Source organism: Arthrobacter sp. TJ-236 (assembly GCF_058269235.1).
Genome location: NZ_JBZCNI010000001.1, coordinates 816,968 through 829,508, shown reverse-complemented (window position 1 = coordinate 829,508; position 12,541 = coordinate 816,968). Strand labels below are relative to the sequence as shown.

Annotated in this window: 14 protein-coding genes; 11 read left to right on the top strand and 3 right to left on the bottom strand. The window is 67.9% G+C overall.

Going from position 1 to position 12,541, the window contains the following annotated elements; all coding sequences use genetic code 11:
• Window positions 1-56 precede the first annotated feature (56 nt).
• The 9 genes from atpB (at window position 57) to AC4D16_RS03825 (ending at window position 7,591) form a co-directional block, all read left to right on the top strand.
• Complete coding sequence (atpB, locus tag AC4D16_RS03865) at window positions 57-878, top strand: F0F1 ATP synthase subunit A (protein ID WP_490948859.1); 822 nt, start codon at window positions 57-59, stop codon at window positions 876-878.
• A gap of 74 nt (window positions 879-952) precedes the next feature.
• Window positions 953-1,168 carry a F0F1 ATP synthase subunit C gene (locus AC4D16_RS03860; RefSeq protein WP_490889163.1) on the top strand — a complete coding sequence of 72 codons (216 nt, stop codon included), beginning with the start codon at window positions 953-955 and terminating at the stop codon, window positions 1,166-1,168.
• 50 nt (window positions 1,169-1,218) lie between these two features.
• Window positions 1,219-1,788, top strand: a complete 570-nt coding sequence (locus AC4D16_RS03855; RefSeq protein ID WP_490954009.1) for a F0F1 ATP synthase subunit B — start codon at window positions 1,219-1,221, stop codon at window positions 1,786-1,788.
• Window positions 1,788-2,600, top strand: coding sequence for a F0F1 ATP synthase subunit delta (locus tag AC4D16_RS03850; RefSeq protein ID WP_490948861.1), 813 nt, complete (start codon window positions 1,788-1,790; stop codon window positions 2,598-2,600). The genes AC4D16_RS03855 and AC4D16_RS03850 overlap by 1 nt, the downstream gene beginning before the upstream one ends.
• Before the next feature lie 96 nt (window positions 2,601-2,696).
• Window positions 2,697-4,331 (top strand): F0F1 ATP synthase subunit alpha, encoded by a 1,635-nt coding sequence (gene atpA / locus AC4D16_RS03845; protein ID WP_490948862.1) that lies wholly within the window; start codon window positions 2,697-2,699, stop codon window positions 4,329-4,331.
• Window positions 4,332-4,415: 84 nt separating this feature from the next.
• Window positions 4,416-5,309 (top strand): F0F1 ATP synthase subunit gamma, encoded by an 894-nt coding sequence (locus tag AC4D16_RS03840; RefSeq protein ID WP_490954008.1) that lies wholly within the window; start codon window positions 4,416-4,418, stop codon window positions 5,307-5,309.
• Window positions 5,310-5,390: 81 nt separating this feature from the next.
• On the top strand, window positions 5,391-6,854 hold the full coding sequence (gene atpD, locus AC4D16_RS03835) for a F0F1 ATP synthase subunit beta (protein WP_490948864.1): 1,464 nt from the start codon (window positions 5,391-5,393) through the stop codon (window positions 6,852-6,854).
• A 6-nt stretch (window positions 6,855-6,860) separates the two neighbouring features.
• A complete protein-coding gene (locus AC4D16_RS03830; RefSeq protein ID WP_490948865.1) occupies window positions 6,861-7,154 on the top strand; it encodes a F0F1 ATP synthase subunit epsilon in 294 nt (97 codons plus the stop codon).
• Between the two features lie 5 nt (window positions 7,155-7,159).
• On the top strand, window positions 7,160-7,591 hold the full coding sequence (locus tag AC4D16_RS03825; protein ID WP_490948866.1) for a DUF2550 domain-containing protein: 432 nt from the start codon (window positions 7,160-7,162) through the stop codon (window positions 7,589-7,591).
• A gap of 27 nt (window positions 7,592-7,618) precedes the next feature.
• Here the strand turns inward: AC4D16_RS03825 and AC4D16_RS03820 are convergent, their stop codons facing one another.
• Both AC4D16_RS03820 and nucS read right to left on the bottom strand, forming a co-directional pair.
• On the bottom strand, window positions 7,619-8,827 hold the full coding sequence (locus AC4D16_RS03820) for an N-acetylglucosamine-6-phosphate deacetylase (RefSeq protein ID WP_490954007.1): 1,209 nt from the start codon (window positions 8,825-8,827) through the stop codon (window positions 7,619-7,621).
• A gap of 39 nt (window positions 8,828-8,866) precedes the next feature.
• The gene (nucS, locus tag AC4D16_RS03815) at window positions 8,867-9,562 is read right to left on the bottom strand and encodes an endonuclease NucS (RefSeq protein WP_490954006.1); all 696 of its coding nucleotides are present in this window, start codon (window positions 9,560-9,562) and stop codon (window positions 8,867-8,869) included.
• 147 nt (window positions 9,563-9,709) lie between these two features.
• Between nucS and AC4D16_RS03810 the strand changes: the two genes are divergently transcribed.
• Together AC4D16_RS03810 and AC4D16_RS03805 are read left to right on the top strand one after the other, a co-directional pair.
• Window positions 9,710-10,042, top strand: a complete 333-nt coding sequence (locus AC4D16_RS03810) for an Rv1322 family protein (RefSeq protein ID WP_490948869.1) — start codon at window positions 9,710-9,712, stop codon at window positions 10,040-10,042.
• A 67-nt stretch (window positions 10,043-10,109) separates the two neighbouring features.
• Window positions 10,110-10,916, top strand: coding sequence for an alpha/beta hydrolase (locus tag AC4D16_RS03805; RefSeq protein ID WP_490954005.1), 807 nt, complete (start codon window positions 10,110-10,112; stop codon window positions 10,914-10,916).
• A 94-nt stretch (window positions 10,917-11,010) separates the two neighbouring features.
• Here AC4D16_RS03805 and AC4D16_RS03800 read toward each other — a convergent pair whose 3' ends face one another.
• Window positions 11,011-12,393, bottom strand: coding sequence for an AI-2E family transporter (locus AC4D16_RS03800; RefSeq protein WP_490954004.1), 1,383 nt, complete (start codon window positions 12,391-12,393; stop codon window positions 11,011-11,013).
• Window positions 12,394-12,541 lie beyond the last annotated feature (148 nt).

Below are 12,541 nucleotides of genomic sequence, written 5' to 3'. Positions count from 1 at the left end.
AACGCTGCGACCGAACAGATCTTGCCCAACGATGGACACTGCAGAGAGGAAACGCGTTGATCGCGCTTGCGCTCCCGGCCGCAACTACTGAAGAGGGCTTCGTCGCCCCCACTATCGACGACACCCACTACCTGGACATCTACCCCTGGCAGGGCTCCTACGGTGTCTGGTTCGACCCCGGCTTCGGCAAGCAGATGCTCCTCATGATCCTGTCGGTCGTGCTCATCGCGACGTTCTTCCTCGTCGCCTCCAAGCGCGGGCAGCTCGTTCCCGGCAAGCTCCAGTTCCTCGGTGAGTCGGCCTACGGCTTCGTCCGGAACTCGATCGGCAAGGACATCATCGGCGCGAAGGACTACATGAAGTACGTCCCGTGGCTCTTCACGGCGTTCTTCTTCGTCCTCGTGAACAACATCTTCGGGGCCATCCCGCTGCTGCAGATCCCCACCTTCTCCCACCCGGGCAGCGCGTACGGGATCGCGGCGATCTTCTACCTCCTGTGGGTCGGGATCGGCATCAAGAAGCACGGGCTCCGCTATTTCAAGCTCGCTGTCGTGCCGTCGGGTGTGCCCTGGTACATCCTGCCGATCGTGGTGCCGATCGAGATCATCTCGAACTTCATCGTCCGACCGGTCACGCACTCGCTCCGACTCTTCGCCACCATGCTGGCCGGCCACCTCATCGTGACCCTCGCGGGAAGCGCCATCGAGTACATGGTCTCCACCGGCAACATCCTCCTGCAGGGCACCAGCGTGCTCGTGCTCGTCGGCGCCATCGCGATGTACATGCTCGAGGCCCTGATCATGATCCTGCAGGCCTACGTGTTCACGCTGCTGGCCGCGATCTACATCGAAGGCGCTCTGCACGCCGACGCCCACTGATTTTTACACGTCTTCCCCGTCGGGGATGATCCCAAACAACCTGTCGCACGAAGCGGCATCTTGAAAGGAACACAATGGAAGTTCAGGGTAGCCTCAACCTCATCGGATACGGTCTCTCCGCAATCGGCGGTGGTATCGGTGTGGGTCTCGTCTTCGCCGCGTACATCAACGGCGTTGCTCGCCAGCCCGAGGCGCAGCGCGTCCTCCAGCCCATCGCCTTCCTCGGTCTCGCACTGACCGAAGCCCTCGCGATCCTGGGTCTCGTCTTCGCCTTCGTCATCGGCGCCTGATTCATCCGCTCCGACCGACCGAAGATTAGTTGAAGAAAGACGGGTGAAACATGCTTAACGCAGCGATCATGGCGGCGGAGGAGGGCTCGAGCCCGCTCGCACCCAATCTCTGGGAACTGTTGGTGACCGTCGTCGGCTTCGCCGTGCTGATGTTCATCGTCATCAAGTACGTCATGCCGGCGTTCGAGAAGACGTTCGCAGAACGCACGGAGGCCATCGAGGGCGGTATCGCGAAGGCGGAGGCCGCTCAGGCCCAGGCCAACGCGGCGCTCGACGAGTACAAGCAGCAGCTCGTGGACGCCCGCACCGAGGCCAACCGCATCCGTGAGGAAGCGCGCGCCGAGGGAGCGCAGATCCTCGCGGACCTGAAGGAGAAGGCCGCAGCGGAGTCCGCACGCATCACGGAGCAGGCCCACGTGCAGATCCAGGCCGAACGTCAGGCGGCCGTGGTGTCCCTGCGCGCGGAGGTCGGCACGCTCGCGACCGATCTCGCGAGCCGCATCGTCGGGGAGTCCCTGGCGGATGACGCCCGCTCGGCCCGCGTGGTCGATCGTTTCCTCGCCGATCTCGAGACCTCCGCCCAGGGCGCAGGCTCGCGTAGCGCAGGTGCAGCGACCTAATGGCAGGTGTATCGAGCGTCTCCCTGGCGACGGTCCGTGAAGGACTCGAGTCGCGCTTGCCCGGCGCCACGCTGGCGCTCGCCGAGGACCTCTTCGGGGTCCTGTCCATCCTCGACAGCAACGCCGGCCTGCGCCGCGCGCTGACCGATCCGTCGCGTACCGGGAAGGACAAGGCCGTCCTGGTCGATCAGCTGATCGCCGGCCGGATCTCGCCGGACGCCGCCGCCGTCGCCAAGGAGTTGGTCCAGGAACGCTGGGCCGGCGCCCGTGACATCGGGGACGCGTTGGAAACCCTCGCCGCAACGGTGGTCATCTCCGTCGCGGAGCAGGGCAGTGGCGTCGAGGGCCTGGAGCGTCTCGAGAGCGAGCTGCACTCGTTCATCGAGGTCGTCGCGTCGAACCACGCGCTGCAGAGGGCGCTCTCCGAGGCTCAGGCCACGCCTGAGTCGAGGGTCGCGCTCGGGCTGAAGCTCGTGCCGCAGGCCGGACCCGCGGGTCGGCTGCTCATCACCCAGGCCGTGCGGTCACCGCGCGGACTGAAGCCCGCAGCTCTCGTGGAGCGTTTCCTGGAACTCGTCGCTGCACGCCAGCAGCGCTGGATCGCGAACGTCAGCGTCACCCGTCCGCTGACGGAGAGCCAGCTGCAGCGGCTCGAGTCCGGGCTGAACGCGATGTACGGCCGCGAGCTGAAGGTCAACGTGAAGGTCGACCCCACCCTCATCGGCGGCGTTCGTGTCAGCATCGGGGACGAGATGGTGGATTCCACCGTCATCACCCGGTTGTCCGAACTCCGACGCAAACTGGCGGGATAGGCCAGCGCCTGTCCGTACGCGAGTTCCACCCACTGATACACACCCCGGTCGCCACGCACCCCACGGAGACCACAACACAGGAGAGCAGGGACTGAGATGGCCGAATTGACCATCAACGCCGAAGATGTCCGCAGTGCGTTGAACGACTTCGCCGCGTCCTACGAGCCCGGTAACGCCGAGCGCGTCGAGGTAGGCCGCGTCACCACCGCCAGCGACGGCATCGCCCGTGTCGAGGGTCTGCCCTCGGTCATGGCCAACGAGCTGCTGCGGTTCGAGGACGGAACCCTCGGGCTCGCGCAGAACCTCGACACCCGCGAGATCGGTGTCGTGGTCCTCGGCGACTACAACGGCATCGAAGAAGGCCAGGAAGTCCACCGCACGGGCGAGATCCTCTCGGTACCCGTGGGCGACGCCTTCCTCGGTCGCGTCGTCGATCCGCTCGGACAGCCCATCGACGACCTCGGAGAGATCGTCGCCGAGGGTCGCCGTGCCCTGGAGACCCAGGCACCCGGCGTGACTCAGCGCAAGTCGGTGCACGAGCCCATGCAGACCGGGCTCAAGGCCATCGACGCGATGATCCCGATCGGACGCGGTCAGCGTCAGCTGATCATCGGCGACCGCCAGACCGGCAAGACCGCCATCGCGGTGGACACCATCATCAACCAGAAGGCCAACTGGGCCTCGGGCGACGTCCAGAAGCAGGTCCGCTGCATCTACGTGGCGATCGGCCAGAAGGCGTCGACCATCGCCGCCGTGCGCCAGACCCTCGAGGACAAGGGTGCGCTGGAGTACACGACCATCGTCGCGTCCCCCGCCTCCGACCCCGCGGGCTTCAAGTACCTCGCCCCCTACGCCGGTTCCGCCATCGGGCAGCACTGGATGTACGGCGGCAAGCACGTCCTGATCGTGTTCGACGACCTGTCCAAGCAGGCCGAGGCCTACCGTGCGGTGTCCCTCCTGCTGCGCCGGCCGCCGGGACGCGAGGCCTACCCGGGTGACGTGTTCTACCTGCACTCCCGTCTCCTCGAGCGTTGTGCGAAGCTCTCGGACGAGCTCGGTGCGGGTTCGATGACCGGTCTCCCGCTCATCGAGACGAAGGCGAACGACGTCTCGGCGTACATCCCGACCAACGTCATCTCCATCACCGACGGCCAGATCTTCCTGCAGTCGGACCTCTTCAACGCCAACCAGCGTCCCGCCGTGGACGTCGGCGTGTCGGTGTCCCGCGTGGGCGGCGCCGCCCAGGTGAAGTCGATGAAGAAGGTCTCGGGCACCTTGAAGCTGGATCTCGCGCAGTACCGCGACATGCAGGCCTTCGCGATGTTCGCCTCCGACCTCGACGCGGCGTCCCGCCAGCAGCTGACCCGAGGGGCGCGCCTCATGGAGCTGCTCAAGCAGGGACAGTACTCACCGATGCCGGTGGAGCAGCAGGTCGTGTCGATCTGGGCCGGGACCAACGGGTACCTGGATGACGTCCCGGTCGAGGACATCAACCGCTTCGAGACGGAGTTCCTGGAGTACCTCGGCCACAAGACGCAGATCTTCACCACGCTCGCCCAGACGGGCAAGCTCGAGGATTCGACGGCCGACGAGCTGAAGACCCAGATCACGGACTTCAAGCAGGGCTTCTTCGGAGCCGGCGCGAACGGTTTCGGTGCGGGTACCGAGCAGCACGAAGCGATCGACGCCGATTCGGTCGAGCAGGAAAAGATCGTTCGACAGAAGCGCTAGAGACCCTGCAGCCGGGAGCACGTCTCCCGGCTGAGGGGCCCTGGCCCGATCGCTTCCGGTACGGAGGCGAAGGAAAGGACAAGAATGGGAGCCCAGATCCGGGTCTACCGCCAGAAGATCGCGTCGACGACGTCGACGCGGAAGATCTTCAAGGCGATGGAGCTGATCGCGACGTCTCGCATCGGCAAGGCGCGTACGCGCGTCGCCGCGGCACTGCCGTACGCCAATGCAATCACCCGCGCGGTGTCGGCAGTGTCTTCGCAGTCGGAGATCGACCACCCGCTGACCACCGAGCGTGGCGAGGTGCGGCGTGCCGCCGTGCTGGTGCTGACCTCGGACCGCGGGCTCGCAGGTTCGTACTCGGCCAGCGCCCTGAAGCAGGCCGAGGGCCTGTTCGAGACGCTGCGTTCGGAGGGCAAGGAGATCTCCTCCTACCTGATCGGGCGCAAGGGTCAGTCCTACTTCGATTTCCGCGGACGCCCCTACGAGAGGGTGTGGACCGGCAACACGGACGCCCCCGAGTTCGAGACGGCCCGCGAGGTCGGCGAGGCCCTCCTCTCGACGTTCCTCACGGACTACGAGGACGGCGGCGTCGACGAGATCCACGTCGTCTACACGAAGTTCCGCTCCATGGTGGTCCAGGAGCCCTCGGTCATGCGCCTGCTGCCGCTCGAGGTCGTCGACGAGGAAGTCACCCACGAGGGTGACCTCCTGCCGCTCTACGAGTACGAGCCCGAGCCCGAGCATGTCCTCGACGCACTGCTGCCGAGGTACATCGAATCGCGGATCTTCGCCGCGATGCTCCAGGCATCGGCGAGTGAGCTCGCCGCGCGTCAGCGGGCCATGAAGTCGGCCGGGGACAACGCCACCGAGCTCATCAAGAAGTACACCCGCCTGCGCAACACCGCCCGCCAGGCGGAGATCACCCAGGAGCTCTCGGAGATCGTCGCCGGCGCGGACGCGCTGAACGCGTCCTGACCGGCCCCGGCCCGGACCGAGAGGCTCCGGGCGCCCAGCTAGACTTGTTTGCACGCCCTCTACGTAAATGAAGTGAGAGAGATGACTGCCCAGACTGTTGAACGCGGAGCGGACTCCGTCGTCCCCGGCGCCACCGGCCGTATTGCACGTGTCATCGGCCCGGTTGTCGACGTCGAGTTCCCTGCCGACGCCATCCCCGCCATGTACAACGCCCTCACCACCGAGATCACACTCAACGGTGAGACCCGCCTGATCACCTTCGAGACCTCGCAGCACCTCGGCGACAACCTCGTGCGTGCCATCTCGCTGCAGGCCACCGACGGACTCGTGCGCGGCACGGTCGTCCAGGACACCGGCGCGGCGATTTCCGTCCCCGTCGGCGACGGCGTCAAGGGCCACATCTTCAACGTCCTGGGCAAGCCGCTCGACGTCGCCGAGTCCGAGCTCCAGATCACCGAGCGCTGGCCCATCCACCGCAAGGCCCCCAGCTTCGCCTCCCTCGAGGGCTCCACGGAGATGCTCGAGACCGGCATCAAGGTCATCGACCTCCTCACCCCGTACATCAAGGGTGGCAAGATCGGCCTCTTCGGCGGCGCTGGCGTGGGCAAGACCGTGCTCATCCAGGAGATGATCACGCGTGTTGCGCGTAACTTCGGTGGCACCTCGGTGTTTGCAGGCGTCGGAGAGCGTACCCGTGAGGGCAACGACCTCTGGGTCGAGATGGAGGAGGCGGGCGTCCTCAAGGACACCGCCCTCGTGTTCGGCCAGATGGACGAGCCGCCGGGAACGCGCCTCCGCGTGGCCCTCTCGGCCCTGACCATGGCGGAGTACTTCCGCGATGTGCAGAACCAGGACGTGCTGCTCTTCATCGACAACATCTTCCGCTTCACGCAGGCCGGTTCCGAGGTGTCGACCCTCCTGGGCCGCATGCCGTCCGCAGTGGGCTACCAGCCGAACCTTGCCGACGAGATGGGCCTCCTGCAGGAGCGCATCACGTCGACGAAGGGCCACTCCATCACGTCGATGCAGGCCATCTACGTCCCCGCCGACGACTACACCGACCCGGCACCGGCGACCACGTTCGCGCACCTCGACGCGACCACCGAGCTCTCCCGCGAGATCGCGTCCCGTGGCCTCTACCCGGCCGTGGACCCGCTCGCGTCGACCTCGCGCATCCTGGACCCGCAGTACATCGGGCACGACCACTACAACACGGCCGTGCGCGTGAAGCAGATCCTCCAGAAGAACAAGGAACTGCAGGACATCATCGCGATCCTCGGCATCGACGAGCTCAGCGAGGAGGACAAGGTGGTCGTGGCGCGTGCGCGTCGCATCCAGCAGTTCCTCTCGCAGAACACCTACACCGCCAAGCAGTTCACCGGCGTCGAGGGTTCGACGGTCTCCATCAAGGACACCATCGAGGGCTTCTCGGCGATCTGCAACGGCGATCTCGACCACATCGCGGAGCAGGCCTTCTTCAACATCGGCGGGCTCGACGACGTCGAGCGCCAGTGGGCCAAGATCCAAGAGCAGACCGGTAAGTAAGCGCTGATGGCATCGCACGGCGAACTCGAGGTCGAAATCGTCGCGGCCGACCACTTCGTGTGGTCGGGCGCGGCGCGCAGCGTCAACGCGCGGACGGCCAACGGTCAGATCGGAATCCTCCCCGGACACGCGCCCATCCTGGCGATCCTGGAAGCAGGAGAGCTGTCGGTGGAACCGGTCAACGGTGAGCGCCTGGTGGTCGGGGTGGACGGCGGGTTCTTCTCCGTCGACTCCAACCGCGTGGTCATCGTTGCGGACAACGCGAAGGTCGGCGGCTCGGTGACCTCGGAATCCGTCTAGGTTCCATGGAGGCACTCGGTGTGACGTTCATCGTCCTGGCGGCCGTCTTCGGTCTGCTCGTCCTGATGATCGGCGCCTTCCTCCACCGGCGCTTCCGGCTCTCCCGCGCTCTCGGTACGTTCGACGCCTCCATCCGCCTCCCGTCCTCGGGATGGCGGGTGGGGGTTTGTCGTTACACGGACCGGAACCTCGAGTGGCTCAGCCTGCTGTCGCTGAGCCCGTTGCCGCGGTTCCGTTTCCTGCGGAGCTCGCTCGAGGTGGACGGCTGGCGGGTGGCGACGGAGGCCGAGAAGGTCCGGATCCAGCCGGGGGCCATCATCGTCCAGCTCACGCACGAGGGGGAGTCCTTCGACCTCGCGATGAGGTACGACGTCTACGCAGGGCTGTCGTCGTGGATCGAAGCGGGCCCCGTCATCGGCGTCGGTACCTGGCGATGACCGGCCGGTCGGTCCCGTAGGACGCCTTCAGAGCTCCAGCGGCCTGATCCAGGATCCGCCGCGCAGCACGCCCCTGACCTCGAAGTCCTCCGACACCACGACGGCATCGGCCCGAAGGCCCACGCGCAGCGCTCCCAACTCGTCCGCCAGTCCCAGCACGGACGCGGGGACGGCGGTCGCCGATCGCACCGCGTCCGCGACGGCGACGCCCGCCGACACGGTGCACCTCACGACGTCGAGCAGGCTTCCCGCCCCGCCTGCGAGGGCGCCCGAGGACGTGAGCACCGCTGACCCGTCGACCACGGTGATCTCGGCCGCGCCGAGCCGGTACACGCCCGCCGCGCACCCTGCGGCGGCCGTCGAGTCGCTGACGAGGCAGACGTTCTCCGACCCCGCGATGGTGAAGGCCATGCGGACCGTCTCCGGGTGCAGGTGCACGTTGTCCGCGATGAGTTCGACGGCGATCTCTCCGGCGCGGGCCCGCTGCAGCAGCAGGGGTACGGGTCCGGGGGAGCGGTGGTGGATGGCGGGCATCGCGTTGAACAGGTGGGTGGCGGTGGGTCTGCCGCTGAACCCTGCGAATCCCGTCGAGGCGAGTTCCTCGTTGATCAGGTCCAGGGCGGCCACGGTCTGCTCGGTGGAGCTGTCCGTGTGGCCGATCGAGGGAATGACCCCGTGCGTCACGAGTTCGTACACGAGGACGTCACTGCCGGGAAGCTCCGGCGCGTAGGTCATCGAGGCGAGGTGGCCCCCGCCTGCGGCGATGAGGCGGGCGGCGGCTTCCTGCGTGGGGAGGATCAGGAAGGCGGGGTCGTGTGCGCCGCGCCGTTCCCCGGACAGGAACGGACCCTCGGCGTGGATGCCGGCGATGACACCGGATTCGGCGGCCGCGGCGAGCCGTCCGAAGGCCGCCTCCAGGTCCTCGAGCGGCGCCGCGCAGGTGCTGGCGAGCAGCGTCGTCGTCCCACTGCGGTGCAGATGGGCGGCGGCGGCGGCGATCTCGTCCGCGGAACCGGAGGTGAAATCGCCACCGCCCGCGCCGTGGCAGTGCAGGTCGATCAGCCCGGGAAGAATCAGGTGGCCGTCGGGGAGGCGCTGCACCGAGGCGGTTCCGGAGTCGGCGCCCGATGAGGTGATGCGCGAGCCCTCCCAGCGGAGCGTGCCGTCCTCGATGATGCCCGCCTCGGTGACGAGCCGTCCGGACACTGCTGTGGGCGTGCTGCTCGCGAGGTCCATGCGTCGAGTGTAGGCGGTGGCGTCCGGCGTCCGGAGGGTTCAGAAAAGCCGCGAGGCGCTGTCGTCGACGCCGCGCATGGCGTCGTAGTCGAGGGTCAGGCAGTCGATGCCGCGGTCGGTGGCCAGCACGCGGGCCTGGGGCTTGATCTGCTGCGCCGCGAAGACGCCGCGCACCGGTGACATGAGCGGATCGCGGTTGAGCAGTTCGAGGTATCGGGTGAGCTGCTCGACGCCGTCGATGTCGCCGCGGCGCTTCAGTTCGATCGCCACCGTGCGTCCCTGGGCATCCCGCGCGAGGATGTCCACCGGGCCGATCGCCGTCATGTACTCGCGCCGGATGAGCGAGTAGCCGGCTCCGAGGAGTTCGATCTGTTCGGCGAGGAGGCGCTGGAGGTCGGCTTCGACGCCGTCCTTGACGAGACCCGGTTCCACCCCGAGATCGTGCGAGGAATCGTGCAGGTGCTCACGGATGCCGATGACGAGGCGGTCGTCGCTCTTGGCATGCTGCACGGTCCACACCTCGATGATGCCCTCCGCGCGGTCGGCGTCGTCCGGCTCGGTCACGCGCAGCGTGGCGGGCGGGCTCATCCAGTTCAGCGGCTTGTAGGATCCGCCGTCCGAATGCACCAGGACGGAGCCGTCCGACTTCACCATGAGGAGGCGGGTGGCGAGCGGGAGGTGGGCCCGGAGACGGCCGATGTAGTCGACGGAGCAGCGGGCAATGACGAGACGCACGACGACGAGCCTACCGGCCGGAGGCGCCGGACGGGGGCCGGCGACGTGCCCCGCGCGTGGCCCGACCGGAGTGGACATCGGACCGGGCACGGCACCGGGCACGGGTTCGGGCACGGGTTCGGGCACGGGATCGGGCAGACTGGGACGGTGCCCCGATCCAATCGCCCGAACCGCCCCCGCGGCTCGACCCGTGCAGTGCGCGGCAAGGCGACTGCTCCGCCCGAGTTCGACCTCGAGCGGGCCCGCGCCGGGCTTCCGCAGCGTGAATCGGCGCCCGACGGCGAGTGGGCCGTCCGCCGGATCACGGAGCGGAACGCTGCCAAGACCTACACGTGTCCGGGCTGCAGTTCGTCGATCGTTCCCGGCCTGGCCCATCTCGTGGTGTGGCGCGAGGATTCCCTCCTGGGCTCCGAGGCGGCCCTCGCCGACCGGCGCCACTGGCACGTCCGCTGCTGGCAGATCCGCAGCTTCCGCTACTGACCGGGCCCGCGCCCTCCCTGGCCCGAGGACTTCGGTTCGAAGCTCCCCGAGTCCCTAGACTGGACCGATGCCCACCGACACCCCCGACTACACGTTCACGACCACCCCGGAACCCGTCGAGATCCGGGCCTCCACCGTGCTGCCCGCCGATCGGCGGAACATCGAGCTGCGCACCGCAGACGGGCTGACGCTCGTCGGGGAGTTCGCCGCTCCGGAGTCGGGGACGCCGAAGGCGACGCTCGTGACCCTCCACCCGCTGCCGACCCACGGCGGCTTCATGGACTCGCACGTCTACCGTAAGGCGTCCTTCCGGTTGCCGGCGCTCGCCGACATCGCCGTCCTGCGCTTCAACACGCGCGGCACCTGTTCGCCGCGTGGCTGCAGCGAGGGGACGTTCGACGGCGGCGTGTCGGAGCGCCTGGACCTCCAGGCCGCGGTGGACTGGGCGGTGGCGCAGGGGCTCGAGCACATCTGGCTGGTCGGCTGGTCCTTCGGCACCGAGCTGTGCCTCAAGTACGGCGCCCAGGACCCGGTGGCGGAACTCATCGAGGGTGCCATCCTGCTCTCTCCGCCGCTGCATCGTGCGGTGGATGCAGATCTCGACACGTGGGGGGCGAGCGGACTGCCCCTGAAGGTCCTCGTGCCCGAGTTCGACGACTACCTGGTGCCGGGTGATGCCGTGGAGCGTTTCTCCCGGGTGCCGCAGGCCGACGTGACGGGCGTGGACGGCGCCAAGCACCTGTGGGTGGGGGAGAAGTACGCGGCCCGCGCCCTCGACGAGATCGTCGCCGTCGTCCGCCCTGATCTGGTGCTCCCGCTGCCGTCACGGTGGTCGGGTCCGCACGCCGTCGCCCCGTCTCCGGCCGCCGGCTGAACCGGACGCTCGCGACGAACGACAGAACTGCTCCGCCGCGAGCCGGCGCTCTCGGTGCGCTGTGCGCAGGAGGAGTCGTCGACGGAGCGTGGCCCTACTGGCCGTCCTGCCGGGCGATGAACACTTCCTTGAGCAGCAGCATGACGGCGGCGGCCGTCGGGATGGCGATCAGTGCGCCGAGGACGCCGAGCAGGCTTCCGCCGGCGATCACCGCGATCACCGCGACGGCGCCGGGCACGGCCACCGCTCGCTGCATGATGCGGGGCGAGATGAAGTAGGCCTCGAATTGGAGGTACGCGACGTAGGGGATGGCGAAGAACAGCGCCGTCTGCCACCCGACGGTCAGGCTGATGAGGGTCACGATCACGGCCGCGATGGTGCCGCCGACCAGCGGGATGAAGGCCAGGAGGGCGACGACGAAGGCCAGCAGGACCGAGAACGGGACGCCGACGATGCTCATCACGATGAAGGCGAAGGACCCGTTGAGCAGCGCCACGCAGGCCTGCCCGATCACGTACATGCCGACGCTCCGCGTGATCTCCTCGGAGAGGACCTCCACCCGGGGCCTGCGTGACCGGGGTGCCAGGCGGTAGGCCCACTTCTTCATGGCGGGGAGGGAGGCGAGGAAGTAGAGGGCGAGGACCAGTACCACCAGCGTGCCGAAGAGGCCGTTCAGGATGACCGTGCCGACGCCCAGCACGCCGCCGAAGATCCCGCCGACCGCCTCGCCGTCCGCGAAGAACTTGTCGATCTCGGAGGAGACGCGGTCCCGGAGCTGGAACTGGACGTCGAGGGTGGTGAAGAACTCGGAACTCAGGAAGTCGTCGGCGTACCCGGGCGCGCGGGCCACGATCTGCGACGTCTGATTCACGATCGTGGGGATGAGCAGGGCGAAGAAGCCGGCGACGATCCCGACGAGCACGAGGAGGGAGAGGGCGATGCCGGCCGGTCGCGGTACCCGCTTCGTCTCGAGCCAGCGGACGATCGGGTCCAGGCCCAGGGCGATGAACAGCGCGCCGCCGATCCACACCAGGAGCTCGCCCACGTTCGTGATGATGAAGAACGCGAGAAGGGCGAGACCCACACCGACGCTCATCATGAAGCCGAAGTGGATGGGATGCGCGCGCATGCTCCGGGGGTACGCGCCGCCGAACTTGAGCCGCTCGTCCGAGAGACTGACGCTCGGATCGACGGAGACCGGCGCCGGCTCCCGTTCGGGCGGGAACTCGAAGCGCGGGCGGGGCCGCGCGGAGGGGAGGATCCTCCGGAGGTTCGTGACGAGCGAGCGTGTGGCGGAGGAACCGGTGGGTGTTCCTGCAGCGCCGGCGGCGGCCCGCGGACCCACCACGACGACGGGGGCGCCGGGTGCACCGGATGCGCTGGGGTTCGTCCCCGGCCCGGCGGTCCCGCCGCCGGTACCCGCCGCATCGGGCCTCGGGAGTGGCTGATCGAGAGGGACGTCCTGGTGGTCGGTCAACGAAGGCTCTACTTTCACGTGTGCAACGCCGCCAGCGCGGCGATCAGCTAGCGAAACCCTAACAGTCGGGCCGCGGGCGGGCTCTGCTTGACGGGCCCGCGGCAGAGCCGAACTTCGTTACCATTGAGTGATCATTCCCGGGTCGGGC

What these genes read in the sequence shown, in the direction of transcription:
- AC4D16_RS03860 (WP_490889163.1), top strand. Translation starts at nt 953, where the DNA reads ATGGAAGTTCAGGGTAGCCTCAACCTCATCGGATACGGTCTCTCCGCA.
- AC4D16_RS03855 (WP_490954009.1), top strand. Translation starts at nt 1,219, where the DNA reads ATGCTTAACGCAGCGATCATGGCGGCGGAGGAGGGCTCGAGCCCGCTC.
- AC4D16_RS03850 (WP_490948861.1), top strand. Translation starts at nt 1,788, where the DNA reads ATGGCAGGTGTATCGAGCGTCTCCCTGGCGACGGTCCGTGAAGGACTC.
- atpA (WP_490948862.1), top strand. Translation starts at nt 2,697, where the DNA reads ATGGCCGAATTGACCATCAACGCCGAAGATGTCCGCAGTGCGTTGAAC.
- AC4D16_RS03840 (WP_490954008.1), top strand. Translation starts at nt 4,416, where the DNA reads ATGGGAGCCCAGATCCGGGTCTACCGCCAGAAGATCGCGTCGACGACG.
- atpD (WP_490948864.1), top strand. Translation starts at nt 5,391, where the DNA reads ATGACTGCCCAGACTGTTGAACGCGGAGCGGACTCCGTCGTCCCCGGC.
- AC4D16_RS03830 (WP_490948865.1), top strand. Translation starts at nt 6,861, where the DNA reads ATGGCATCGCACGGCGAACTCGAGGTCGAAATCGTCGCGGCCGACCAC.
- AC4D16_RS03825 (WP_490948866.1), top strand. Translation starts at nt 7,160, where the DNA reads ATGGAGGCACTCGGTGTGACGTTCATCGTCCTGGCGGCCGTCTTCGGT.
- AC4D16_RS03820 (WP_490954007.1), bottom strand. Translation starts at nt 8,827, where the DNA reads ATGGACCTCGCGAGCAGCACGCCCACAGCAGTGTCCGGACGGCTCGTC.
- AC4D16_RS03805 (WP_490954005.1), top strand. Translation starts at nt 10,110, where the DNA reads ATGCCCACCGACACCCCCGACTACACGTTCACGACCACCCCGGAACCC.